A 24458-nucleotide genomic window follows, 5' to 3' on the forward strand; every position below is an offset into this window, starting at 1 on the left:
CATGGCACTCGCGCCGTACCTCAGCCGCTACTGGGACGCCCCGTCCAGCTGGACGCTGGATACCTATCTCGCGCACGACGGCTACGCGGGCCTGCGCGCGGCGCTGGCCACCGATCCCGACGCGGTGACCTCCACCGTCCTCGACGCCGGCCTGCGCGGGCGCGGTGGCGCCGGCTTCCCGACCGGGCGCAAGTGGAGCTTCATCCCCCAGCAACCGGACGACGGCCCCGCGGACCCCGACGGGCCGGCAGCCAAGCCGCACTACCTGGTGGTCAACGCCGACGAGTCCGAGCCCGGCACCTGCAAGGACATGCCGCTGATGCTGGCGACGCCGCACGTGCTGATCGAGGGCGTGATCATCGCCGCGTACGCGATCCGCGCCTCGCACGCGTTCATCTACCTGCGCGGCGAGGTGGTGCCGGTGCTGCGGCGGCTGCAGGCCGCGGCGGCCGAGGCATACGAGGCCGGTTACCTCGGCGAGAACATCCTCGGCAGCGGGTTCGACCTGGAACTGGTCGTCCACGCCGGGGCCGGGGCCTACATCTGCGGCGAGGAGACCGCGCTGCTCGACTCGCTCGAGGGGCGGCGGGGCCAGCCCCGGCTGCGCCCGCCGTTCCCCGCCGTCGAGGGCCTCTACGCCTGCCCCACCGTGGTGAACAACGTCGAGTCCATCGCGAGCGTGCCGTCGATCCTGCAGCACGGCCCCGAGTGGTTCCGGTCGATGGGCTCGGAGAAATCGCCCGGCTTCACCCTGTACTCGCTGTCCGGGCACGTCACCCGGCCCGGACAGTACGAGGCGCCGCTGGGCATCACACTGCGTGAGCTGCTGGAGCTGGCCGGCGGGATCCGCGAGGGCCACACCCTGAAGTTCTGGACCCCCGGCGGTTCGTCGACCCCGATCCTCACCGATGCCCACCTGGACATGCCGCTGGACTACGAGGGCTGCGCGGCCGAGGGCACGATGCTCGGCACCAAGGCGCTGCAGATCTTCGACGACACCACGTGCGTCGTGCGGGCGGTGCTCCGGTGGTCCGAGTTCTACGCCCACGAGTCCTGCGGCAAGTGCACGCCCTGCCGCGAGGGCACCTACTGGCTCACGCAGATCATGCAGCGGCTCGAGGACGGCACCGCGAGGGAAGACGACATCGAGAGGCTGCTGGACATCTCCGACAACGTCTTCGGCAAGTCGTTCTGCGCCCTCGGCGACGCCGCGGCCACCCCGATCATGTCGTCGATCCGCCTGTTCCGCGACGAGTACCTGGCCCACATCCCCGGCGGCTGCCCGTTCGACCACCGTCGCTCCACCGTGTTCGCCGATCGCGCCACCGCCGGCGCCGGGGAGGTGCCCCGATGACCCCGCCCGCTGACGAGCAGGTCACGTTGACGATCGACGGCCGCGAGGTGTCGGTCCCCAAGGGCACGCTGATCATCCGGGCCGCCGAGCGGATGGGCGTGGAGATCCCCCGCTTCTGCGACCACCCGCTGCTCGAGCCCGCCGGGGCGTGCCGTCAGTGCATCGTCGAGGTGGAGGGCGCGCCGAAGCCGGTCACCTCGTGCACCACCCCGGTCACCCCGGACATGGTGGTGCGCACTCAGGCCACCTCCGAGGTCGCCGACAAGGCGCAGCGCGGCGTGATGGAGCTGTTGCTGATCAACCACCCGCTCGACTGCCCGGTCTGCGACAAGGGCGGCGAGTGTCCACTGCAGAACCAGGCCCTGTCCAGCGGGCACGCGCTGTCGCGGTTCACCGAGGTCAAGCGCACGTTCCCCAAGCCGCTGTCCCTGTCCTCGCAGGTGCTGCTCGACCGCGAGCGCTGCGTGATGTGCGCGCGCTGCACGCGCTTCTCCGAGCAGATCGCCGGCGATCCGCTCCTCGACCTGTTCGAGCGCGGCGCCCAGCAGCAGGTCGGCGTGTACGGCGAGGAGGGCTTCGAGTCCTACTTCTCCGGCAACACCGTCCAGATCTGCCCGGTCGGCGCCCTCACCGGCGCCGCCTACCGGTTCCGCGCCCGCCCCTTCGACCTGGTCTCCAGCCCGGCCGTGTGCGAGCACTGCGCGAGCGGCTGCGGCCAGCGCACCGACCACCGCCGCGGGAAGGTGCTCCGCCGCCTGGCCGGCAACGATCCCGAGGTCAACGAGGAGTGGAACTGCGACAAGGGCCGCTGGGCGTTCACCTACGCACGCGCTCGTGATCGCCTCACCACGCCGATGATCCGCGGCGAGGGCGGCGGCCTGGTGCCGGTGCCCTGGTCGACCGCGCTGGCGGTCGCCGCGGAGGGGCTCGCCGCGGCCCGCGGCCGGACGGGAGTGCTGGCCGGCGGGCGACTGACGGCCGAGGACGCCTACGCGTACGCCAAGTTCGCGCGGGCCGTCCTGAACACCAACGACATCGACTTCCGGGCCCGCCACCACAGCGCCGAGGAGGCTGATTTCCTCGCCGAGCGCGTGGTCGGCCGGGCGCCCGGTGGCGGCCCGCCGGCCGCGGTCACCTACTCCGATCTCGAGACGGCCCCGGTCGTCCTGCTCGTGGGTTTCGACCCGGAGGAGGAGTCGCCGATCGTTTTCCTGCGGCTGCGCCGCTGCGCCCGCGACCTCGGCCTGCCGGTGTTCGCTATCGCGCCCTTCGCCTCCCCGGCGGTGCTCAAGACCGATGCCACCCTGCTGCCGACCGTCCCCGGCGTCGAGCCACAGGTCCTCAACGCACTCGCCGCCGCCGAACCAGACCACGACGTGCTCTCCACCCTGCTGCGCCGGCCCGGCGCGGTGATCATGGTCGGCGAACGCCTCGGCGCGATCCCGGGCGGCCTGCCCGCCGCGGCCGCGCTCGCCGACGCCACCGGCGCCCGCCTGGCCTGGGTCCCCCGCCGCGCCGGCGAGCGCGGTGCCCTCGAAGCCGGGTGTCTGCCGGGCCTGCTGCCGGGAGGCCGGCCCGTGACCGACGCCGCCGCCCGCCACGCGCTCGCGGAGCTGTGGCGTTGCGACGAGCTGCCCACCGCTCCCGGCCGCGCCACCACCGAGCAGCTCGAGGCCGCCGCCGCGGGCGAACTCGACGCGCTGCTCATCGCGGGGGTCGAGGCCGCGGACCTGCCCGACCCGGCCGCCGCCCTCGCCGCCGTCGAGTCCGCCGGGTTCGTGGTGAGCATCGAGCTGCGCCGAAGCGAGATCACCGACCGCGCGGACGTGGTCCTGCCCATCGCGCCCACCGCCGAGAAGTCCGGCACCTACCTGACCTGGGAGGGCCGCCCGCGCCCGTTCGCCGCCGCGCTGACCGGCACCGATGCGATGCCCGATCTGCGTGTCCTCAATGCCCTCGCCGAGGAGACGGGCGCCTGGTTCGGCCTGCAGGACGTCGAGTCCGCACGCCGGGAGATGGCCGCCGTGCGCGAGGCCCTCAGCCCGGCATCCGCGCGCGCAGATGCACAGGCGCGCACCGATGCCTCGCAGCCGCACGCCGGCACCGCTCCAGAACGAGGGCAGGCCGTGCTGGCCACCTGGCGGATGCTCCTCGACGCCGGCCGCCTCCAGGACGGGGAGCCGCATCTGGCCGGAACCGCGCGCCGCCCGGTCGCGCGGATGTCGCCGGGCACCGCGGCCGAGATCGGGGCCGTCGACGACCAGCCGGTGACCGTCTCGACCGACCGCGGCGCGATCACCCTGCCGCTGGCCGTCACCGAGATGCCGGACCGCGTGGTGTGGCTGCCGCAGAACTCGCCGGGCTCGGCGGTGGGCGTCACGCTCGGGTCGGCCGCCGGCGACCTCGTGGACATCGCGGCCGGAGGCGACACGCCGGACGACACCGCCGGGGAGGGGGCGTCATGACCCGCCCGCACCTGCTCGCCGCGACCGGCTCGGAACTCGCGACGACGAGCGCCGACCTGACCGCGTTCGGCACGGACCCGTGGTGGCTCGTGCTGGTCAAGGTGCTCGGGGTGTTCGTGTTCCTGGTGGTGACCGTGCTCGCGGCGATCTACCTCGAGCGCAAGATCCTCGCCTGGATGCAGATGCGGATCGGCCCCAACCGCGTCGGCCCGTTCGGCATCCTGCAGAGCCTGGCCGACGGCGTGAAGATCGCCCTCAAGGAGGGGCTGATCCCCAAGGGCGTCGACAAGCCGATCTTCCTGCTCGCCCCGGTCATCGCGGTGATCCCGGCATTCATGGCGTTCGCCGTGATCCCCTTCGGACCGGAGGTCTCGATCCTCGGCCACCGGACCCCGCTCCAGCTCACCGACCTGCACGTGGGCGTGCTCTACATCCTCGCCGTGACCTCGATCGGCGTGTACGGGATCGTGCTGGCCGGCTGGTCGTCCGGCTCCACGTACCCGCTGCTCGGCGGCCTGAGGTCCACGGCCCAGGTGATCAGCTACGAGATCGCCATGGCGCTGTCCTTCGTGGGCGTGTTCCTGTTCGCCGGCACCATGTCCACCTCGGGGATCGTCGACGCGCAGTCGCGGGTGTGGTTCGTGTTCCTGCTGCTGCCGTCGTTCTGCATCTACGTGATCTCGATGGTCGGCGAGACCAACCGCGCCCCCTTCGACCTGCCCGAGGCCGAGGGTGAGCTCGTGGGCGGCTTCCACACCGAGTACTCGTCGCTGCGGTTCGCGATGTTCATGCTCGCCGAGTACGTCAACATGACCACGGTCTCCGCCCTCGCCGCGACCCTGTTCCTGGGCGGCTGGCGGGCCCCGCTGCCGTTCTCCCTCCTCCCCGGCGCCGACTCCGGATGGTGGGCGCTGTTGTGGTTCGTCATCAAGGTGTGGGGCTTCCTGTTCGTGTTCATGTGGCTGCGCGCCACCCTCCCGCGCCTGCGCTACGACCAGTTCATGGCCTTCGGCTGGAAGGTGCTCATCCCCGTCTCCCTGGCCTGGGTGATGGTGGTGGCCGCCATCCGGGTGATCGTCGGCCCGGAGTCGGCGCTGCTGACGCCCGCCATGGTGATCGCGGGACTGGCCGCGGTGGCCGTCATCGTCGTCGTCAGGCGTGTCCTTTCCCGACGCGGCGCCGCGCACGACGGCCCCCGACCCGGCCCGGCCACCTCCGCCGTCGGCTCCGGCGCCTCCGACCCGTCCCCGTTCGACCCGACCTCATTCGACCCGGCCCCGTTCAACCCCACCGCCGGCGGCTTCCCCGTCCCCCCGCTCCCCCACCAGCGCTTCGCCACGCCGCCGACCAAGGAGGCCCGCCATGCCTGAGGTGCCCAGGTTCCTCGAGCCCCTCGCCGGGTTCGGGGTGACGTTCGGGACGATGTTCAAGCCCGCCCACACCGAGCAGTACCCCGAGGAGAAGGTGCCGGTCGCGCCCCGCTACCACGGGCGACACCAGCTCAACCGGTACGCCGACGGGCTCGAGAAGTGCATCGGCTGTGAGCTGTGCGCGTGGGCGTGCCCGGCGGATGCGATCTTCGTCGAGGGCGCGGACAACACCGCCGAAGAGCGCTACTCCCCCGGCGAGCGGTACGGACGGAACTACCAGATCAACTACCTGCGCTGCATCGGCTGCGGGCTGTGCGTCGAGGCGTGCCCGACCCGCGCGCTGACCATGACGAACGACTACGAGATGGCCGACGACAACCGCACCGACCTCATCTACACCAAGGACGACCTGCTCGCGCCGCTGCGCACCGGCATGGTCCCGGCGCCGCACGACCTGTACCCGGGCGCCGACCACGGCGACTACTACCGCGGCGAGATCACCGGCTCCGCGCCCGAGCAGGGCGAGCCGTACGACGGGGAGGCGAGCTGATGTCCGGCGGCGAGTCGGTGCTGTTCTGGGTCCTCGCGGTGATCGCGGTGGCCGGGGCGCTGGGCGTGGTCTCGGCGACCAAGGCCGTCTACTCGGCGCTGTGCCTGGCGGCGACCATGGTGTCGCTGGCGGTGATGTACATGGCGCAGGGTGCGGTGTTCCTGGGGGTGGGGCAGATCGTGGTCTACACGGGCGCGGTGATGATGCTGTTCCTGTTCGTGGTGATGCTCATCGGCGTGGAGTCCTCGGACTCGCTGGTCGAGCGGATCCGCGGGCACCGGGTCGCGGCGATCGTGGCGGGGCTCGGGTTCGGCATCCTGCTGGCCACCGGCCTGGCGCGGGCGCAGCTGGGGCCGTTCGCCGGCTTCGGGCCCGACCATCAGGACGTGCCCGCACTCGCCGAGCTGCTGTTCACGCGGCACGTGTGGGCGTTCGAGCTGACCGGCGTGCTGCTCATCATCGCCACTCTCGGCGCCATGGTGCTGGCGCACCGCGAGCGGTTCACCGGCCGGCTGACCCAGCGACAGCTGTCCGAGCAGCGGTTCCTCGACTGGCAGCGCGACGACTCCGCCCGCGTCACCCCGCTGCCCAGCCCGGGCGTGTACGCGCGGCGCAACGCCGCCGACCAGCCCGCCCGACTGCCCGACGGCTCCGACGCCCCCGACTCGGTCAGCGACGTGCTGCGCCGGCACAGCGATCGTGCGGCGGCCGGCGGCGAGCTGGAGTCCGGCGAGGCGGGCGGGTCCGGCGCCGGCGAGGCGGCCGGGCCCCGCGCGCGGGGCCGCCGAGGCGGTGCGCGGCGATGAGCCCCGAGTATTACCTCTACCTGTCCGCGATCCTGTTCACGATCGGCGCCGCCGGCTTCCTGCTGCGCCGCAACGCGATCGTGGTCTTCATGTGCATCGAGTTGATGCTCAACGCCACCAACCTCGCGCTGGTGACGTTCGCGCGGATGCACGGCGACGTCACGGGCCAGGTCATCGCGTTCTTCGTCATGGTGGTCGCCGCCGCGGAGGTCGTGATCGGGCTGGCGATCATCATGTCCATCTACCGTTCGCGCAGGTCGGCGTCGGTCGACGACGCCGACCTACTGAGGTACTAGGGGGACGACGACGATGACATCCACCGCCCTCGCGCACACCCTCGCGCCGGCCGTCGCCGACCCCGCCCTCTGGCTCGTCCCCGCATTGCCCCTGCTCGGCGCGGTACTCCTGCTGCTGATCGGGCGACGCGCGAACGCATGGGGGCATCTGCTCGCGTGCGCGGTCGCGCTGGCCGCCTTCGCGGTGGCGCTGTGGCAGTTCGTCGAGATGACCGGCCGCGGTGCCGGCGAGCGGGCCGCCACCCAGACCCTGTTCACGTGGATCTCCGTGGGCGAGCTGCACGTGGACTTCGGGCTGCGGCTGGACCAGCTGTCGATGGTGTTCGTGCTGCTCATCACCGGTGTGGGCCTGCTGATCCACATCTATTCGATCGGCTACATGGCCACCGATCCCGCGCGGCGTAAGTTCTTCGCCTACCTCAACCTGTTCCTCGCGGCGATGCTGCTGCTGGTCATGGCGGACAACTTTCTCGTCCTGTACCTGGGCTGGGAGGGCGTGGGCCTGGTCTCGTACCTGCTCATCGGGTTCTGGCAGCACAAGCCCTCCGCCGCGACCGCGGCCAAGAAGGCGTTCCTCGTCAACCGCGTCGGCGACATCGGACTGGCCATCGCGCTGTTCGTCATGGTCACCCAGCTGGGCACGCTGAGCTACGAGGGCGTGTTCGCGGCCGTCGACGGGCCGGCCAGCACAGTCCTGGTCACGGCGCTCGGGCTGCTATTGCTGGTGGGTGCGTGCGCCAAGTCGGCACAGGTGCCGCTGCAGTCCTGGCTCGGCGACGCGATGGAGGGCCCCACCCCGGTCTCTGCGCTCATCCACGCAGCGACCATGGTCACCGCGGGCGTCTACCTCATCACCCGCGCGAACCCGATCTTCGACGCCGCCCCCACGGCCCGGACCGCGGTGATCGTCGTGGGCGCGGTGACGCTGCTGTTCGGCGCGATCGTCGGCTGCGCGAAGGACGACATCAAGAAGGTGCTGGCCGCCTCCACCATGAGCCAGGTCGGCTACATGGTCATGGCGGCCGGCTTCGGCCCCGCCGGGTACGCGCTGGCGATCATGCACCTGCTAACCCACGGTTTCTTCAAGGCCGGGCTGTTCCTCGGCGCCGGCTCGGTGATGCACGGGCTCGACGACGAAGTGGACATGCGCCGCTACGGGGCCCTGCGCGCGGTCATGCCCATCACCTTCGTCACATTCGGCCTGGGGTACCTGGCGATCATCGGCGTCCCGCCGTTCGCCGGCTTCTACTCGAAGGAGGGCATCATCTCTGCCGCGTTCGACCTGGGCAGCACGGCGGGGGCGGGCTCGGTCGGCGGCTACCTGCTCGGGGCGCTCGCGCTGCTCGGCGCCGGACTGACCGCCTTTTACATGACCCGCGTGATGATCCTGACCTTCTTCGGTCCCAAGCGCTGGCACACGGAGGCCCACCCACACGAGTCGCCGCCGGTGATGACCGGGCCGATGATCGTGATCGCGATCGGCTCGGTGCTCGCGGGGTTGGTGCTCGCCATCGGCGGCCGCCTGCAGGACTGGCTGGCCCCCGTTGTGGGCGAACACCACGCCGCGCACGTCCTGCCGGTGTGGCTGGTCACCACGCTGTCGCTGGTCGTGGTGGCCCTGGGTGTGGCGGTGGCGGTCGTTCTCTACGGCCGCAGAGCCGTCCCGGTGACCGCGCCCGAGGGCTCCGCGCTCACCCGGGCCGCCCGGCGCGACCTCTACGCCGACGACCTCAACGAGTCGCTGTTCATGCGGCCCGGCCAGGCGGTCGTGGCCGGCACGGCCGTCGTCGATCGCACCGTTGTCGCGGGCGCGGCCACCGGGGTCGCGGCGGCCGTCGGGGACGCCTCCGCCCGCGGGCGCCTCCTGCAATCCGGACTCACCCGGACCTACGCCCTGTACATGCTGGCGGGCGCCGGCCTGGTGATCGCGGCCATGCTCGTGGGAGGTACCCTGTGACCGGCCCCGGACTGCTCACCGCCCTGTGGCTGACGCCCCTGATCGGCGCCATTGTCGTCGTCGTCCTGCCCCGGGGAGCGACACGCGCGGCGAGGCCCCTCGCCCTGCTCGCCTCCCTCATCGCACTCGGCCTGGCGGTCGCCGTGGCGGTCGGCTTCTCACCCGGCGGCGAGCGCTACCAGTTCGTCGAGTCCCGGCCGTGGATCTCCGCGTTCGGCGCCACCTACTCGCTCGGCGTGGACGGCGTGGCACTGGTCATGGTGCTGCTCGCGACCGCGCTCATGCCGCTGCTCCTGCTCGCCGGGTGGCGCGACGCCGGCGGGCCCGACAGTCGGCGCGCGCAGGCCTACCCCGCGCTCATGCTGGCCACGCAGGCACTCGCGCTCGTGACGTTCCTCAGCCTCGACGTATTGCTGTTCTACGTGGCGTTCGAGGCCATGCTCATCCCGCTGTACTTCCTCATCGGCATGTTCGGCGGCGGCTCGGACGACGGGGCGGAGCGGGCGCGCGCGGCGGTGCGGTTCCTCATCTACAACCTGCTCGGCGGGCTGGTCATGCTGGCCGCGGTGATCACGCTGTATATGTACACCTCGTGGTCCGGGATCGGACCCGACGGGGGCGGCACGTTCGACTACCGGCTCATCACCGCCGCCGTGGCCGACGGCAGCCTCTCGATCCCGCCCGGTGCGATGCTGTGGCTGTTCGCCGGGTTCACGCTCGCGTTCGCGATCAAGGCGCCGCTGTGGCCCTTCCACACCTGGCTGCCCGGCGCCGCGGTGGCCGCCACGCCCGCCTCGGCGGTGCTCATGATGGCGGTGATCGACAAGGTCGGCACCTTCGCCCTGCTGCGCTACAGCCTCCCGCTGTTCCCCGAGGCCGCGCGGACCGCGGCACCCGTGCTCATCACGCTCGCGGTGATCAGCATCATCTACGGCGGACTCATGGCGATCGCCCAGACCGACCTGCTGCGGCTCATCGCGTACGCGTCGATCTCGCACTTCGGGTTCATCGTGCTGGGCATCTTCGCCGGGACCGAGCAGGCCGCCGCCGGGTCGACGCTCTACATGGTCAACCACGGGCTGGCCACGGCCACGCTGTTCCTCGTGAGCGGGTTCCTCGTGCGGCGGCACCGGATGCGCGAGATCGCCTACTACGGCGGCTTGCAGCAGGTGGCGCCCGTGCTGGCCGGGGTATTCCTCATCGCCGGGCTGGCCACGCTGTCGCTACCGGGGCTCGCGCCGTTCATCAGCGAGTTCCTGGTGTTCGTCGGCACGTTCGGTCCGTACGCCGTGGCCGCCGTGCTCGCCACCGCGACCTTCGTCCTGGCCGCGGTCTACATCCTGTGGACCTACCAGCGCGTGATGGGTGGGCCCGTTGCGCCGGGGCTCGAGTCGACCCGCGACCTGAGCGTCCGCGAACGGGTGGTGCTGGCGCCGCTCGTGGTGGCACTGGTCGCGCTGGGCTTCTACCCGCAGCCCGCGCTGGACGTGATCGATCCGGCGGTCGCCGCGACCGTCGCCCACGTGGAAGGTGCCGCCCGATGACCCCGGACATCGACTACCAGGCCGTCCTGCCCCTGCTCATCGTGCTGGGCACGGCGATCGTCTCGGTGCTCGTCGAGGCGTTCGTGCCGGCACGGGCCCGGTACGTCACCCAGCTGGCGCTGTACCTCGGCGGGCTCGCCGTCTCGCTGGTCGCGGTGCTGCTGCTCGCCGGCACGCAGGTCGTCACCGCCGAGGGCGCCGTGGCCGTCGACGGGCCGGCGCTGTTCCTGCAGGGTGCGACCGTGGTGGTGGCTCTCGGTGCCGGGCTGCTCATCAGCGAACGCGGCCGGGCCGGCGTGGCGACCGCTTCCGGACGGGTGGGCGCGGGCGCGGTGTCGGCGTTGTCTTCGTCATCGTCTCCCGGAACACGCGCGGGCACCTCCCGCGGGCCCGTCCTCGCCGGCTTCGCGCCCCAGGCCGCGCTGGCGCCGGGCGGCGACAACGAACGGGCCGCCGAGCGCGCCGGCGTCACCCAGACCGAGGTGTTCCCGCTGGTGCTGTTCGCCACCGGCGGCCTCATGCTGTTCCCCGCCGCGAACGATCTGATCACGCTGTTCATCGCGTTGGAGGTGTTGTCGCTGCCGCTGTATGTGCTGTGCGGGATGGCCCGACGACGACGACTTCTCTCGCAGGAGGCGGCGCTCAAGTACTTCCTGCTCGGGGCGTTCTCGTCGGCGATCTTCGCCTACGGCATCGCCATGATGTACGGCTATGCGGGGACCGTCGACTTCGACGGGATCGCCGCCACCGTGCGGGCCGAGGGCGGCAGCACCCTGGCGCTGATCGGGGTGGCGCTGATGTCGGTGGGGCTGCTGTTCAAGGTCGGCGCCGCGCCGTTCCACAACTGGACCCCGGACGTGTACCAGGGGGCGCCGATCTCGATCACCGCCTTCATGGCCGCAGGGACCAAACTGGCCGCGTTCGGGGCGATCCTGCGGTTCTTCTACGTGGCCGTGCCCGGGCTCGAGTCGCAGTGGGTGCCCGTGCTGTGGGCCGTGGCCGCGCTGACGATGGTCGTGGGCACCGTGGTGGGCGTGACGCAGAACGACGTCAAGCGGCTGCTCGCGTACTCGTCGGTGGCGCACGCCGGCTTCCTGCTTACGGGGATGGTCGGCGCGCCGGCCGCCGGGACTACGGCGCTGCTGTTCTACCTCGCGGTGTACGCGGTGAGCACGGTGGGGGTGTTCGCGGTGGCCGGGTTGGTCCGCGATCCCGAGGGCGCCGAGATCACCGACCTGCGCTCGTGGGCGGGGCTCGGGAGGCGGCAGCCGGCGATCGCGGGGGCGTTCGCGGTGCTCCTGCTGGCGCTCGCCGGAATCCCGCTGACCAGCGGCTTCATCGCCAAGTTCGCGGTGTTCTCCGCCGCGGTCGACGCCGGCGCGGTGTGGCTCGTGCTGATCGGTGTGCTCTCCAGCGCGATCGCGGCGTCGTTCTACGTGCGCGTGATCGTGGTGATGTTCTTCCGCGAGACGCCTGGTGGGGCGGGTGCGGGGGCTCCCGCGGGCGCGGGGGCCGCGCAGGCGTACTCGGGCGCGGCGGCCGCGCACGGGGATGTGGACGCGGCGGCGGGGTCTCCCGACGTGGCGTTCGCGCAGCGGCCGGCCACCCTCGCGGTGGTGGGTGTGTCGGTGGCGGTCACGCTGGTGCTCGGGGGCGTCCCGCAGCCGCTGTTGGACCTCGCCGGCGCGGCCTCGGCGTTCGCGTTCGCCGGCTGACCGGACCGCCGGCTGTGCGGACCGCCGGCTGACCGGACCGCCGGCTGACCGGACCGCCGATCGTCGAGTGGTCTGACCCCTTCACGTTTTCCCAAGACACCCGCTGCCGAACCCCGCATCTGCGACCACTCGACGAAACCTCGAGCCCGGTGAGCAGGCGGCGGCGCAATCTAGGGCACGCTGAGCAGCCGGCGGCGACCTCTGCCAACGGCCAGGGCGGGGCCAGTCGGGGACTCAGGCGTCGTCGACGCCCGGCGGGCGGAGCGGGCGCTCAGACGTCGTCGATGCCCAGCGGGGCCGCGTCGAACTCTCCCGACAGCGCCGACACCGCGCGTGCGAGCCGCAGGTCCCGCTGGGTGACGCCATCCACGTCGTGGCTGCGCAGGTCCAGGGTCACCTCGTCGTAGCTCCACAGCAGGTCAGGGTGGTGGTTCTGGCCGTTCGCCGCCTGCCCGATGGCGGAAACCAGGTCGATCGCGGCCTGCGGCGACTCGCATACCGCGGTGTAGGTCAGGGACCCCTCCGAGAACGCCCAGCCGGGAAGATCGGCGAGACCTTCCTCGATCTGCTCCTCGGTCAGGCGGGTGTTGTCGTCTGCGCTCATGCCGCCCAGTCTGACAGTTCGCCGCACCCCGCGCTGACCGACCCGCGAAGGTATACTCCGGGTATGACTCATACGACGATCAAGGTCAGTCGTGAGCTGCGTGACGTTCTCAAGCATCAGGCGGCCGCCGAGCACCGCACGCTGGGCGAGCATCTGGCCTATCTCGCTTCGCTCGTCGAGAAACAGCAGCGGTTCGACCGGCTTCGTGCCGAGATCGATGCATCAGATCCGGCCGATCTGGCCTCCTATCGCGAGGAGACCGACTGGTGGGATTCCGTGCAGGATGCCTGATCCCGAACCCGGCGACGTCGTGTGGGTGACCCTCGACCCCACCGTGGGCCGAGAGCAGAGCGGCCGACGGCCCGCCGTGGTGGTGTCCTCCCGCGGGCACCTCTCGATCGCTGACACCCTCGTGATCGTCGTCCCGGTGACGTCGGTTGACCGCAAGTGGTCGAACCACGTGCGACTCCGGGGCGATGTGCCCCCTCGCGGATCGTGGGCCATGACCGAGCAGGTGCGCACCATCTCCCGCCGACGTGTAGTGGGCCGCGCCGGCCGGGTGGACTCATCGACGCTGATCGAGATCCGCCGGTGGCTCACCGATTTCATCGACGACTGACAGTGCACCGGAGCCGGATCGTGTCGTCGGACCACCCCGCCTACGCTGAAATGGTGACCGCACCGACCGCCCCGTCCAGCCCGCGCCTCCCCTCGCCGAGCAGTGACGCCCGGCCCGCGGACACCGTCCGCCCACGAACGACCGGCGCCGGCCGTTACGCCCCCAGCCCGTCGGGCGACCTGCACCTCGGAAACCTGCGCACGGCGGTCATCGCCTGGCTGCTCGCGCGCGACTCGGGCCGGGCGTTCCGGATTCGGGTCGACGACCTCGACACCGCCCGTGCCCGCCCCGGCGTCGCCGAGCGTCAGCTGGCCGACCTCGCCGCGATCGGCATCGACTGGGACGGCGACATCATGTGGGAGTCCGAGCGCTTCCCCGCCTACGCCGCCGCAGCCGACCGGCTCGCCGACCACGGCCTGGTCTACGAGTGCTACTGCTCCCGCCGCGAGATCGCCGAGGCCGCGCGCGCCCCGCACTCCCCGCCGGGTTCCTACCCGGGCACCTGCCGCGACCTTCCCGAATCCGAACGTGCCCGCCGCCGCGCCGCCCTCGGCCCGGGGCGGGTCCCCGCATTGAGGCTCCGGGCCGAGCTCACCGAGCTGACGATCACCGATCGGGTCCACGGCACCTATACAGGTGTTGTGGATGACGTGGTCCTGCGCCGGGGCGACGGCGTGTGGGCGTACAACCTCGCCGTCGTCGTCGACGATGCCGCGCAGGGCGTGGACCAGGTCGTCCGCGGCGAGGACCTCCTGCCCTCCACGCCGCGCCAGGCCTACCTCGCCGACCTGCTCGGCCTCGCGCGCCCCGAGTACGTGCACGTGCCGCTCGCGGTGAACGCGGCCGGGGAGCGGCTCGCCAAGCGGGACGGCGCGGTGACGTTGGCCGACCTCGCCGAGGCGGGGACGACGACGAGGGCCGCCGTCGCCCGCATCGTGGCCTCGCTGGGTGGGCCCGAGGGCTCGGACTCGATCCACGACCTTCGGGGCCGGGTCACTTTCGCGGCCCTGCGATCCGGGCCCTGGGTGTTCGGCTGACCGGCGGGCCGATCGTCGGCTGGTCGCTGGCCGATCGCCGGCTCTGTCCCACGCGACCACGCCCCGCCCACCCGCACACCCCGGTTGCAAGACACCGCCATGCAGTTGCCAGACAAAATGTGCGTTCCAAGGGCGAGAAAACGCACCGGATGTCTTGCGACCGGAGGGGCGTGTCTTGCAACCGAGGGTGCAGGGTGGTGGCCGGGCGATGGCCGGGTGAACTCGATCGGCTGGGCGGGCCGCGAATTCGCCACGCACAGACCTCGGCGCGGATAATCGACGCCCGTGACCACTTCATCGCAGAAGAATCCAGATCCGCTCGGGACTGGGCGGCCGGACGGGAACACTTCCGAGCCGGCGCGCAGCACCCCCTCCGCCCGCGACCGGGCCGTGTTCGCCGCGGTCGCCAGCCCCTACTACGGCTACCTCATCGCCCTGTTCGTCGGCGTGATGCTCATCAGCAACGTCGCCGGTACCAAGGGCGTCCTCCTCTTCCCGGACCTGGGCTTCGAGCTCGGTTTCCTCTCGCTCGACGGGTTCGTCACCGACGGCGCCTTCCTGCTCTTCCCGCTGGCCTACGTGCTGGGCGACGTGATCAGCGAGGTCTACGGCTTCCGCGCGATGCGCCGCGTCGTGATCTCAGGGTTCGCCGTGCTCGCCCTGGCCGCGCTGACGTTCACCATCACCACGCAGCTGCCGCCGGCCCCGTTCTACGAGAACCAGGACGCGTTCGAGGCGGTGGCCGGCGTCGTGCCGCAGTTCTTCCTCGCGGGCCTGGCCGGCTACGTGGTGGGCGAGCTGCTCAACTCGTACGTGCTGGTGTGGATGAAGCGTCGCACCGGCGAGAAGAGCCTGTGGGCGCGGCTGCTCGGCTCGACCGTGGTGGGCCAGCTCGCGGACACGCTGGTGTTCTGCACGATCGCCGCGCCCGCGCTGGGCATGGTGCTCGGTTCGGGCGACTACTGGAACTACGTGGTGATCGGCTTCGTCTGGAAGACGCTGGTCGAGGCTGTCCTGCTGCCGGTGACGTACCTGGTGATCGGCTGGATCAAGAAGCGCGAGCCCACCTACCAGGCGGCCCTCGCGGACTCGACGGTCTGACCGTTGGCGACCGCGCTGGCAGACTCGGTGGCATGATCTCGCGCGACCACCCGGGCGGCGGGCGCGGTGTGCCCGCCGTCAGGGTGCTGGGCCCGACCGTCGACGACCAGACCCGATGCGTGCACTACGCGGGCCCGCTGGATGTCATCGCGATCCGCTTCCACTGCTGCGGCGAGTTCTATCCGTGTTTCCGCTGCCACGCCGAGACCGTCGACCACCCGGTCTCGGCGTGGCCGAAGGCCGAGTTCGACACCCGCGCGATCCTGTGCGGCGTCTGCCGCACCACGCTCTCGATCAGCGACTACCTCGAGGCCGACGCCTGCCCGTCGTGCGAGTCGCCGTTCAACCCGGGATGCTCGCTGCACCACTCGATCTACTTCGAGTAGCGGCCCCTGCCCCATCACCTCGTCGAGTGGTCGCAGATCCGGCAGATCCCGAAGGCTCCTCTGGGCGAATGCGAGGGGGTGAGACCACTCGACGGCGCGCCGCCTGGGAGACCCCGCGCTCCGGCGCCTTCCGGCAACCTGGCTACCACTTTGCTCAACATCGACTCCTGAAGAGAATCAATCCCTCGCGAGCGCCGCGTTGATGGCTTCGATCCGCTCCTCCGACAACATGCCTTCAGCCCCCCACGAGTCGGCAACCCCAGCCGGGCCGTCACCGCTTCTGCGCGTAGTACCGCCCCGTGAACTCCGTCTTGTAGGCGAGGTACTCGTCGGGCCCGGCGGCCATCGCGGCGCGCACGTCGTCGACGAGCCGCACCACGAACGCAAGATTGTGCAGGGTCAGCAGGGTCTGACCGAGGAACTCCTTGGCCTTGAACAGGTGGTGGATGTAAGCACGCGAGTACTCCCGCGAGACCTCGGAGAAGCCGCCCGGGTCGAGGGGCGAGTGGTCGTGGCGGAACTGCGCCCGCGTCATGTTGACGCGCCCGTCCAGCGTGTAGATACCGCCGTGCCGCGCGAGCCGGGTCGGCGCCACGCAGTCGAAGGTGTCGGCGCCGTTCTCCACCGCGGTGAAGATGTCGTCGGGCTCGCTGATCCCCAGAAGGTGCCGCGGCCGGTCCTCGGGCAACTCCTCGGTACACCAGCCCACGATCGTGCCGAGGTTCTCCTTCTCCAGTGCCCCGCCGATCCCGTAGCCGCCGAACCCACGCCGCCCCTCGGACTCGGCGCGGTCGCTCATCTCGACGAGACCCCGCACGGCCTGCCGCCGCAGGTCCTCGAACTGGGCACCCTGCACGACACCCCACAGCGACTGCCCCGGCCGGTGCGTGCGTTCCAGCGACAACCGCTCGTGCTCATCGAGGCACCGCTGCGCCCAGCGCCGGGTCCGCTCCACCGAGCTCTCCTGGTACTTGCGCGTGTTCATCAGCGTGGTGAGCTCGTCGAACGCGAACAGGATGTCGGCGCCGAGCCCGTGCTGGATCTGCATGGACACCTCCGGCGAGAAGCGGTGCCGGGAGCCGTCGAGGTGGGAGGTGAAGGTGACGCCGTCCTCGTCGACCTTCGCCAGCCGCCCCTGCCCCTTGTTCGTCGCGGAGTCGTCGGGCTTGGTCGCGGCGCCGGCGGACATCTCGATCACCTTCTTGAACCCCACGCCCAGGCTCATCACCTGGAAGCCGCCGGAGTCGGTGTACGTGGGCCCGGGCCAGCGCATGAACTCGCCCAGGCCGCCGGCGGCGTCGAGCACGTCGTGGCCGGGCTGGAGATACAGGTGGTAGGCGTTGGCGAGCACGGCCTGCGCCCCGGTCGAGCGGATCTGTTCGGGCGTCAGCGTCTTGACGGTGGCCTTGGTGCCGACGGGGATGAACGCCGGCGTGGCGATGTCCCCGTGCGGGGTGCGGATGACGGCCGTCCGCCCGCCGGCGGTGCCGTCGAGCACCATCCGCTCGCCCACGTCGAAGGTGGTGGGGCGGGTCGAGGAGGGCGCGTGGTCCGACATGCGTCCATCGTGGCACGTCGGGCGGGGCGCAACGGCCGTGCCCCTAGGATGACCGGTGGTGCCCGGGCCCCGAAAACGCGAAGGTGGGAACCGAGGCGCTGGATTCGACGACCAGCGAGATAGCCAGGACGACTGCGAGAACGACGACGAAGACGACGACAAGGTGGCCGATGACCTCAGTAGGGAGCCGGAGACTCTCTCGGCAGGAACGCAGAGCCCAGCTGGTCGGGTTCGGGATCCGGCTGCTGGAGACCACGCCGTTCCAGGCTCTGTCCCTGGACGACGTGGCCGAGCGCGCAGGCGTCTCCCGCAGTCTGATGTTCCACTACTTCCCCACGAAACTGGACTACCTCACCGAGGTCGTCCGGTCGGCGGCCGATCACGTGCTGTCGTTGACGGAGGTTCCCGAGGGCACGCATGCGGACGGCGGCACCCGGGCGATCATCACCGCGCTGGTGCGTTTCATCCAGCGGCGTCGCGACAACTACGTGGCGGTCCTGCGGTCGGGTCGGTCTGTCGATCCGGCGCTGGAGCGGGTCGTCAACAGCATGCATCGCACCATCTGCCTACGAATCCTCGCGAGCGTCGGCGTTGCCGACCCCCAGCCGATGACGCTGGTGCTCACCCGCGCCTGGCTGGCCGGGATCGAGGAGCTCGCGCTGCTGGGCGAGGAGTCGGGGCAGCCGCAGGAGTCGATCATCGATTCGGCGCTCACCACGCTGTTCGCTGTGGCGACGCTGCCGGACTTCGCCGATCCCGTCGCGACCGGGGCTCGCCCGACCCACTGATCGCCCCCAGCCCACCCCGGCCTCATCGAGAAGAGCCTTTCCCCCGTATCCGTCGAGTGGAATTGTGCCAAACGCTCTTCTCGATGAGGGGCGACGGGCGGCGGGCCTCGCGGGAGTCCTTAAGCACCTGCAACGACGAGAGCCCCGGACCTCTGAACGAGATCCGGGGCTCTCCCTTTGGCGGTGGCGGTGGGATTTGAACCCACGGTTGGGGGTTACCCAACAAAGCATTTCGAGTGCTTCACCTTCGGCCGCTCGGACACGCCACCGCGAAGTACGTTACTAGAAACCGGCCCCGTCGCGAAAATCGCCGGGGTCAGCGGCCAGTCAGCGGCCGGTCAGAGCCTGTTCAGGGCAGGCTCTGACCGGCCGAAAGACGGAGTCAGTCCTTGTTGCCGGTGATCTTGCCGGCGACCTCGTTGGCCTTGTCCTTGAGCTTCTCGGCGCCCTGCTTGAGGTTCGCCGAGCCCTGGTCGGCCTGGCCCTCGGCCTGCATGTCGCGATCACCGGAGGCCGCTCCCGCGGACTCCTTCGCGCGCCCGGCCAGCTCCTCGGCCTTGTTCGAGAACTTGTCTCCCACTCCCATGTGGTGCTCCTCTCGATCGCGGCACCGATGTGTCGGCGCCTCGTGAGGCCCACCGTACGTAGGCGAGGTGAACGACTCCACCGCTCGCGGGTCACGATCGGGTCACCGTCGGGCGCGGAAGAAGTCCTCGAGGATCGCGGCGCACTCGTCCTCGAGAACGCCTCCGCGTACCTCCGGTCGGTGCACGAGCCGTCGGTCTCGGACCACGTCCCACAGTGACCCGCAGGCCCCGGTGCGCGGCTCCCAGGCGCCGAAGACGATGTGTCCGACCCGCGCCGCCACCGCCGCCCCGGCGCACATCGTGCAGGGCTCCAGCGTCACCACCAGGGTGCAGTCCTCGAGCCGCCAGCCGTCGCCGAGCACCCGGGCGGCCTCCCGCAGCGCGAGCACCTCGGCGTGGGCGAACGGGTCGCCGTCGGCCTCGCGCCGGTTCGCGGCGGCGGCCAGCTCACGGCCGTCCGGCCCGAGCACGATCGCGCCGACGGGCACATCCCCGGCCGGCGCCCCGGCGGCCACGGCGAGCGCCCGGCGGACCAGCGTCTCGTCGGCGGCCAGGCGCGACGGTGAACTCACGAGTCGGGCAGGTGCCGCTCGAGCTCGTCGGCGAAGTCCATCCGCTCGGCCACCGACTGCAGCTGCTCGTCGGCATAGAGGTCGGTTTCGGAGACGATGATCTCCAGCACCCCCTCCGGCAGCCCGAGATCCTCGAGGATCGCCATGTCGCCCTCACCCCACGGGTCGGTGTCCTCGAGCTCCTCGTCCGACAGGTCGGGCACCTCCACGTTGAGCTCGTCGAGCACATCGGCGGCGAGGTCGTAGTCCAGCGCCGCGGTGGCATCCGACAGCAGGAGGCGCATTCCGGACGGGCCGGGCCGCAGGATCACGAAGAACTCGTGGTCCACGTCCACCAGCCCGAACGAGGCCCCCTCGGTCCGCAGCGAGCGGACCTGCCGGGCGGCGTCATCGAGGCTGGTCAACGCCGTGTCGGCCAGGCGCGTGATGTGCCAGGCCCCACCCTCCTGCATGACGCCGAGGGCGTAGCCGGTCACGGCGTCGTCGCCGGCGTCACTCCCACTGTCGCGGGAGCTTCGGTCGAAGGTGCTGGCCATGGGCTCAACCGTAGTCGGCTGTGAGAACCTTGTCAGGTGACGGATGCGAGGAACGTGTGCGTGCTCGGCGTCGGTCTGATCGGCGGGTCGCTGATGCGGGCGCTCGGGCCTGACAGGGCGTTCGGATGGAACCGGTCGGCCCCCACCGCGGAGGCCGCCACGGCTGCGGGGTTCGACGTCTCCACGGATCTGGCCCACACCCTCGGTCGGGCCGCGCGGGAGGACGCCCTCGTCGTCGTCGGAGTCCCTCTCCCCGCCCTCGACGCGACGCTGGACGCGGTGGCCGAGCACGCGCCGGGCGTCGCCCTGACCGACGTGATCAGCGTCAAGCGGCCCGTCCTCGAGGCGGTGCGGCGGCGCGGCCTGGCGGCGCGGTTCGTCGGCGGGCACCCCATGGCGGGCACCGCACACTCGGGCTGGGACGCCACGGACCCGGACCTGTTCCGCGGCGCGACCTGGCTCGTCGCCGCCGACGACGACGCCGACCCCCACACCTGGCAGCGCGTCGCGGCGATGGCCGGCGACTGCGGGTCGCGCCTGATCTCGGCCACCTCCGCCGAACACGACGCGGCCGTCGCCCGGATCTCCCACGTCGGGCACGTGTTGGCCGAGGCGCTCGCGCTGGCCGGGGCGCGCGGCGGCGACCTCGCATTGGCGCTGGCGGCGGGCTCGTTCCGCGACGGCACCCGCGTCGCCGGCACCGCTCCGGACCTGGTGCGCGCGATCTGCGAGCCCAACCGCGACGCGCTGCTCTGCGTGTTGGACGAGTGTCTGGCCGACCTGGCCGCCGCGCGGGAGTCGCTGGCGACGGACGGAACGCTCGGGCCGCTGATCGACGACGGCCACCGCGCGCGCCGCGCCTACGAGGACGTGCAGGTGGGCCGGGGTGACGCCGGACGAGACGATGACGACGACAACGCCGTCACCGACGACGCGATCACGATCCGTCCCGGCGCGCCGGGGTGGCTGGACGTGCTGCGGGCCGCGGGTTCGCAGGGCCGGGCGGTACGCCTGGCCCACTGATCCGCTCTTCAGACGAGGGGCGTACGCATCGAGATGCGCAGGCGCGCCGCGGCCGGGCCGATGAGTCCCGGCTCAGTCCGGGCGAATCAGACGCGGCGGCTCAGGCCCGGAACGTCGAGGATCATGCCGTCGGCGTCGACCGTCGCGCTGGTCGAGGCGGTGGCGGTGATGCCGTGGATGTGCTCGTCATCGGAGGACATGGTGACCGTGTCCTCGGTGACCTCGAGGGTCAGCGAGTCCACCGACAGCACGCGTGCCTCCGCGGAGCCCTGCTGGGTGTTCAGGCCGAGGCGGCGGATCATGAGGCTGGCGAAGAACACGCTGTAGGTGACGTCGACGTCCTTGACGCCCTCGCCGCCGACGCGGGATCGGGTGTCGGTGGGGTCGTCGAGCAGCCACGACCCCTCGGCGTCGCACACCAGATCGATGGTGCGCTCGTACTCCTCGGTGGTCACGGTGAGACGCACGCGGCGCGGCGAACAGTCGGCCGAGATCTCCGCCTCGTACTCGACCGTAAAGGCGTCGTGATCCGAGTGGGTCGCCGAGACGATACGCCCCCGGGCGCGGGTCGCGTCACCCTTCGGGAGAACTCTGACCTGCTCGATAACCCTGCCGGTCTCAGAGATCCACGTGTACATGCGGGGAGCCGACGCACGCTGTGCTTCGGACAGCGGCGCGGGCGACTGAGAAGCGTTCACAGACTCCACGGTAGGGAAAGTGACACCGAAACGCACATCAGTCCACGTTCCGGGCGCCCGCCACCGGTTGATTTCCCGCCGCCGACGTGGCCTCGACTACCTCGGGGACGTGCGATACCGCCCGCGGAGTCAGCGCGCCTGCAGCTCCACGCGGGCCCGCCGCCACGGGTACAGCGTGACGTTGCGCGAACGCGGCCACTCGCGGCCGCGGCCCACCGGGACGAGCCGGTACCGCTGCAGCACCTGCTGGAGGATGACCTGCCCCTCCATCATCGCGAACGAGGCACCGATGCAGCGCCGCGCGCCGCCTCCGAACGGCAGCCAGGTGGTGGGCGTGGGCACGTCGCCGAGAAAGCGTTGCGGGTCGAAGTCCTGCGGCGACGGGTAGGAGTCGTCCGACCGGTGCGCCAGGACGATCGACGGCGAGATCGTCACCCCACGCGGGTACTCGCGCCCGCCCACGGTGGCCGGCTCCTGCAGCTCCCGCATGACCATCGGCACCACCGGGTGCAGGCGCAGCACCTCCTTGATGACGGCGTCGAGGTATTCGGTGTCGCCCGCGGCAGCCCCGTCCTCGTCGGCGCCGGCCGCAGCCATCTCGTCCACGCAGCGCTCCTGCACGCCCGGGTGGCGGGCCAGCTCGAGCATCGCCCACGCCATGGCGGTGGCCGTGGTCTCGTGCCCGGCGGCCACCAGCGTCATGAGCTGGTCGCGCAACTCCGCGTCGGTCAGACCCTGCGCGTCCTCCGCGGAGGCCCGCACGAGCAGCGCCAGCAGGTCGCGACGCTCGGCCAGCGCCGGGTCGCGGCGGGCCTGCTCGATCTCCTCCCCCAGGAACTCGTGGATGGCCGCCAGGTCGCGGACCTCCCGCTTCCACGGCCCGATCCCGCGTAACGCGGGCATCCCCAGGCCGATCATCACCACGGGGCCGGCGTCGACGGCGCGGGCCACGATCGGTCGCATCCGATCGAGCCGCGCGGTGTCGGAGACACCGAACACCACCCGCAGGATCACCTCGAGGGTCAGCTCGTTGAGCAGCACGTGCGCACGCACCCGCCCCGAGCGCGGCCACCGGTCCAACTGCTGGGCCGTGACCTGCTCGACGAGCCCGCGGTAGCCGGCGATCTCGCGGCGCCCGAACGCCGGCGCCAGCAACCGCCGGGCACGGGCGTGGTCGCCGCCGTCCTGGAGCAGCAGCGAGTGCACACCCAGGAGCGGCCGCAGCAGGTCATTGCCCTTACCGGCGTGGAAGACCGACGGCGAGCCGGCGAACACATCCTTGACCTGCGCCGGCTCGGAGACCGCCACGATCTTTCGCCGCTGCGGCAGCATCGTGAGCGTGAACGGCACCCCGTACCGCTTCGCCGCCGCGGGGAAGAGGACGACGGGGACCGACAGCGCGAGCAGTGCCTGCAGCAGGTTCGGCAGCCGCGGACCCGGAGGAAGACGAGTGTCCATGTCGGACACCGTACGAGCGGTGGGCGTCCCCCGCAGCCGGTCGGGCCAGACCGCGTCAGCCGCCCGGCGGAAACCGGCGGGTCGCCGGACGTTCATCACAATGGTCTCGTCGTCGTCGCCCTCGGCGCCTACCGTGGGACACATGGCTCTGCTCCCCGTGGACATGGACGCCACGCCCGAGGACATCGTCTCACTCCTGGCCGTGGACGCCGCCGTGCGCGCCGCGGTCGGACTCGAGCACCACCGCCCCACCGCCGCCGCCCTGCACTGGGTCGGCGAAGAGGACATGTGGATGGCGCTCGTGCGCCCCGGCGAGGGCCGCGCGCTGCTCGCCGGCTGGCACCACGAGTTCTCCCTCACCGAGGGCAGCGGCCGCGGCGGCGAGGCCGGCACCGACCTGGTGGGCGACGCCCCAGGCTGGTGGAGGCGCGGCGTCGAGCACGCGCGCTCCCACGACACCTACCTGGGCTTCCTGTACGGCTGGGACGGCAGCCGGTGGTGGCGCCTGGACCAACCGGTCGACGACGGATTCGACCCCGAACTCTTCCCCGCCACGCCGCTCGCGCTGCGCGACATCATCGACGGCCTCGCCGACGACACCCTGCTCGACGCGCCCGACCGGGACGCCGTGGACGCACTGATCGCCGCCGGCGCCGAACTCACCGCCGAACATCTGGCGGCCGTCCTCCACGCCCCCGACGGCTGGCCCGAGGTCGACATCGAGGCCGGGGTGCGCGCCGCCCGCGACTTCCGCACCGTCGTACCCGCCTGACGCGGTCTCTCGCGTGACCCCGGGTGCGGCCGCTCCCCCGCTCGCACGCAGCCACGGCGGATTTTCTGCCACGATGGTCCCCGTGAAACGACTCGGCTACGTCGCGATCAAGCGGCTCGCCCTCGAGACCCTGGGATGGGCGCTCGTGGTGCTCGGCATCGCGGCGTTGTTCCTACCCGGCCCCGGTCTGCTCATGTTGTTCGCCGGGATGGTCGTGCTCTCCCAGCAGTACGCGTGGTTCGAGAAGCGCGTCGATCCTGTCAAGCGGCTGGCCATGGAGGGCGCCTCGCGTGGCGTTCAGACGTGGCCGCGCATCGCCGCATCGCTGCTCGGCGTGGCCTGGCTGGCCGGGATCGGCGTCTTTTGGGGGATCCACCCGCCCGCGCCCGCGTGGTGGCCACTGTCGCCGGAGTTGTGGCTCGTCGGCGGCTGGGGCACCGGTGCGACGCTCCTCTTCTCCGCGGCCCTCGCCCTGGCGCTGCTGATCTACTCGTTCCGCCGGTTCCGCGGCAGCCCGTACGACCACGCGTTGGAGGTCGAGCGCGAGAACGAGCGCCACGCCGCCCGGCGGCTCGAGCGGCAGCAGCGCCGCGACGCCCGCCACGGTGCCGAACCGGCGCACGCCCCGAGTCGCCCCGGATCGTCACCTCGCTGATACCCGG

Annotated in this window: 25 protein-coding genes and 1 tRNA gene; 18 read left to right on the plus strand and 8 right to left on the minus strand. The window is 71.5% G+C overall.

All coding sequences use genetic code 11. The features are described 5' to 3' along the window. Position 1: 1 nt before the first annotated feature. From nuoF to nuoN, 9 genes are read left to right on the plus strand one after another with little or no spacing between them, the layout of a single operon-like run. Positions 2–1354 carry an NADH-quinone oxidoreductase subunit NuoF gene (gene nuoF, locus ACWIFB_RS07770; RefSeq protein WP_454057877.1) on the plus strand — a complete coding sequence of 451 codons (1353 nt, stop codon included), beginning with the start codon at positions 2–4 and terminating at the stop codon, positions 1352–1354. Then, positions 1351–3819: an NADH-quinone oxidoreductase subunit G gene (locus ACWIFB_RS07775; RefSeq protein ID WP_454057878.1), complete on the plus strand. Its 2469-nt coding sequence runs from the start codon at positions 1351–1353 to the stop codon at positions 3817–3819. The genes nuoF and ACWIFB_RS07775 overlap by 4 nt, the downstream gene beginning before the upstream one ends. Next, the gene (nuoH, locus tag ACWIFB_RS07780; RefSeq protein WP_454057879.1) at positions 3816–5189 is read left to right on the plus strand and encodes an NADH-quinone oxidoreductase subunit NuoH; all 1374 of its coding nucleotides are present in this window, start codon (positions 3816–3818) and stop codon (positions 5187–5189) included. The genes ACWIFB_RS07775 and nuoH overlap by 4 nt, the downstream gene beginning before the upstream one ends. 1 nt (position 5190) lies before the next feature. Then, positions 5191–5739, plus strand: a complete 549-nt coding sequence (nuoI, locus tag ACWIFB_RS07785) for an NADH-quinone oxidoreductase subunit NuoI (RefSeq protein ID WP_452100123.1) — start codon at positions 5191–5193, stop codon at positions 5737–5739. After that, positions 5739–6545 (plus strand): NADH-quinone oxidoreductase subunit J, encoded by an 807-nt coding sequence (locus tag ACWIFB_RS07790; RefSeq protein ID WP_452100107.1) that lies wholly within the window; start codon positions 5739–5741, stop codon positions 6543–6545. Before nuoI ends, ACWIFB_RS07790 begins: the two co-directional genes overlap by 1 nt. Then, positions 6542–6841, plus strand: coding sequence for an NADH-quinone oxidoreductase subunit NuoK (nuoK, locus tag ACWIFB_RS07795; RefSeq protein WP_230931117.1), 300 nt, complete (start codon positions 6542–6544; stop codon positions 6839–6841). Before ACWIFB_RS07790 ends, nuoK begins: the two co-directional genes overlap by 4 nt. A 13-nt stretch (positions 6842–6854) precedes the next feature. Next, complete coding sequence (gene nuoL, locus ACWIFB_RS07800) at positions 6855–8798, plus strand: NADH-quinone oxidoreductase subunit L (RefSeq protein WP_452100108.1); 1944 nt, start codon at positions 6855–6857, stop codon at positions 8796–8798. Further along, positions 8795–10342 (plus strand): NADH-quinone oxidoreductase subunit M, encoded by a 1548-nt coding sequence (locus ACWIFB_RS07805; RefSeq protein ID WP_454057880.1) that lies wholly within the window; start codon positions 8795–8797, stop codon positions 10340–10342. Before nuoL ends, ACWIFB_RS07805 begins: the two co-directional genes overlap by 4 nt. Continuing rightward, a complete protein-coding gene (nuoN, locus tag ACWIFB_RS07810) occupies positions 10339–12057 on the plus strand; it encodes an NADH-quinone oxidoreductase subunit NuoN (protein WP_452100110.1) in 1719 nt (572 codons plus the stop codon). The genes ACWIFB_RS07805 and nuoN overlap by 4 nt, the downstream gene beginning before the upstream one ends. 271 nt (positions 12058–12328) lie before the next feature. Here the strand turns inward: nuoN and ACWIFB_RS07815 are convergent, their stop codons facing one another. Continuing rightward, complete coding sequence (locus tag ACWIFB_RS07815; RefSeq protein ID WP_454057881.1) at positions 12329–12661, minus strand: 4a-hydroxytetrahydrobiopterin dehydratase; 333 nt, start codon at positions 12659–12661, stop codon at positions 12329–12331. Positions 12662–12724: 63 nt separating this feature from the next. On the opposite strand from ACWIFB_RS07815, the gene ACWIFB_RS07820 reads away from it, so the two are divergent. From ACWIFB_RS07820 to ACWIFB_RS07840, 5 genes are all read left to right on the plus strand, one after another. Continuing rightward, on the plus strand, positions 12725–12952 hold the full coding sequence (locus tag ACWIFB_RS07820) for a hypothetical protein (RefSeq protein WP_452100112.1): 228 nt from the start codon (positions 12725–12727) through the stop codon (positions 12950–12952). Beyond that, the gene (locus ACWIFB_RS07825; protein WP_454057882.1) at positions 12945–13280 is read left to right on the plus strand and encodes a type II toxin-antitoxin system PemK/MazF family toxin; all 336 of its coding nucleotides are present in this window, start codon (positions 12945–12947) and stop codon (positions 13278–13280) included. The genes ACWIFB_RS07820 and ACWIFB_RS07825 overlap by 8 nt, the downstream gene beginning before the upstream one ends. A gap of 179 nt (positions 13281–13459) precedes the next feature. Next, positions 13460–14317, plus strand: coding sequence for a tRNA glutamyl-Q(34) synthetase GluQRS (gene gluQRS, locus ACWIFB_RS07830; RefSeq protein WP_454057948.1), 858 nt, complete (start codon positions 13460–13462; stop codon positions 14315–14317). A gap of 285 nt (positions 14318–14602) precedes the next feature. Next, entirely contained in the window at positions 14603–15418 is an 816-nt protein-coding gene (locus ACWIFB_RS07835) for a queuosine precursor transporter (RefSeq protein WP_454057883.1), read from the plus strand. 32 nt (positions 15419–15450) lie between these two features. Further along, complete coding sequence (locus ACWIFB_RS07840) at positions 15451–15804, plus strand: CHY zinc finger protein (protein ID WP_452100115.1); 354 nt, start codon at positions 15451–15453, stop codon at positions 15802–15804. A gap of 271 nt (positions 15805–16075) precedes the next feature. Here ACWIFB_RS07840 and tgt read toward each other — a convergent pair whose 3' ends face one another. Beyond that, a complete protein-coding gene (tgt, locus tag ACWIFB_RS07845) occupies positions 16076–17362 on the minus strand; it encodes a tRNA guanosine(34) transglycosylase Tgt (RefSeq protein ID WP_454057884.1) in 1287 nt (428 codons plus the stop codon). Positions 17363–17532: 170 nt separating this feature from the next. On the opposite strand from tgt, the gene ACWIFB_RS07850 reads away from it, so the two are divergent. Continuing rightward, complete coding sequence (locus tag ACWIFB_RS07850; RefSeq protein ID WP_454057885.1) at positions 17533–18150, plus strand: TetR/AcrR family transcriptional regulator; 618 nt, start codon at positions 17533–17535, stop codon at positions 18148–18150. Between the two features lie 178 nt (positions 18151–18328). On the opposite strand, the gene ACWIFB_RS07855 is transcribed toward ACWIFB_RS07850, so the two are convergent. The 4 genes from ACWIFB_RS07855 to ACWIFB_RS07870 form a co-directional block, all read right to left on the minus strand. Next, positions 18329–18419: transfer RNA gene (locus ACWIFB_RS07855), tRNA-Ser, on the minus strand. Between the two features lie 113 nt (positions 18420–18532). Beyond that, positions 18533–18736: a CsbD family protein gene (locus ACWIFB_RS07860; protein ID WP_452100699.1), complete on the minus strand. Its 204-nt coding sequence runs from the start codon at positions 18734–18736 to the stop codon at positions 18533–18535. A 102-nt stretch (positions 18737–18838) separates the two neighbouring features. Next, positions 18839–19309, minus strand: coding sequence for a nucleoside deaminase (locus tag ACWIFB_RS07865; protein ID WP_454057886.1), 471 nt, complete (start codon positions 19307–19309; stop codon positions 18839–18841). Then, on the minus strand, positions 19306–19845 hold the full coding sequence (locus ACWIFB_RS07870) for a tRNA adenosine deaminase-associated protein (RefSeq protein ID WP_452100697.1): 540 nt from the start codon (positions 19843–19845) through the stop codon (positions 19306–19308). Before ACWIFB_RS07870 ends, ACWIFB_RS07865 begins: the two co-directional genes overlap by 4 nt. Positions 19846–19881: 36 nt before the next feature. Here ACWIFB_RS07870 and ACWIFB_RS07875 point away from each other — a divergent pair, with 36 nt between their 5' ends. Beyond that, the gene (locus ACWIFB_RS07875) at positions 19882–20868 is read left to right on the plus strand and encodes a prephenate dehydrogenase (protein WP_454057887.1); all 987 of its coding nucleotides are present in this window, start codon (positions 19882–19884) and stop codon (positions 20866–20868) included. A gap of 86 nt (positions 20869–20954) precedes the next feature. On the opposite strand, the gene ACWIFB_RS07880 is transcribed toward ACWIFB_RS07875, so the two are convergent. Then, positions 20955–21566, minus strand: a complete 612-nt coding sequence (locus ACWIFB_RS07880) for a putative glycolipid-binding domain-containing protein (protein WP_344992280.1) — start codon at positions 21564–21566, stop codon at positions 20955–20957. A 129-nt stretch (positions 21567–21695) separates the two neighbouring features. Next, positions 21696–23168 (minus strand): cytochrome P450, encoded by a 1473-nt coding sequence (locus ACWIFB_RS07885; protein ID WP_454057888.1) that lies wholly within the window; start codon positions 23166–23168, stop codon positions 21696–21698. Between ACWIFB_RS07885 and ACWIFB_RS07890 the strand changes: the two genes are divergently transcribed. Both ACWIFB_RS07890 and ACWIFB_RS07895 read left to right on the plus strand, forming a co-directional pair. Further along, positions 23167–23796, plus strand: a complete 630-nt coding sequence (locus ACWIFB_RS07890) for a hypothetical protein (protein ID WP_452100693.1) — start codon at positions 23167–23169, stop codon at positions 23794–23796. The genes ACWIFB_RS07885 and ACWIFB_RS07890 overlap by 2 nt on opposite strands. Before the next feature lie 73 nt (positions 23797–23869). Beyond that, positions 23870–24451, plus strand: a complete 582-nt coding sequence (locus ACWIFB_RS07895) for a PGPGW domain-containing protein (protein WP_454057889.1) — start codon at positions 23870–23872, stop codon at positions 24449–24451. Positions 24452–24458: the final 7 nt, after the last annotated feature.

The sequence above is a fragment of the Dietzia sp. NPDC055340 genome (genome assembly GCF_053645335.1).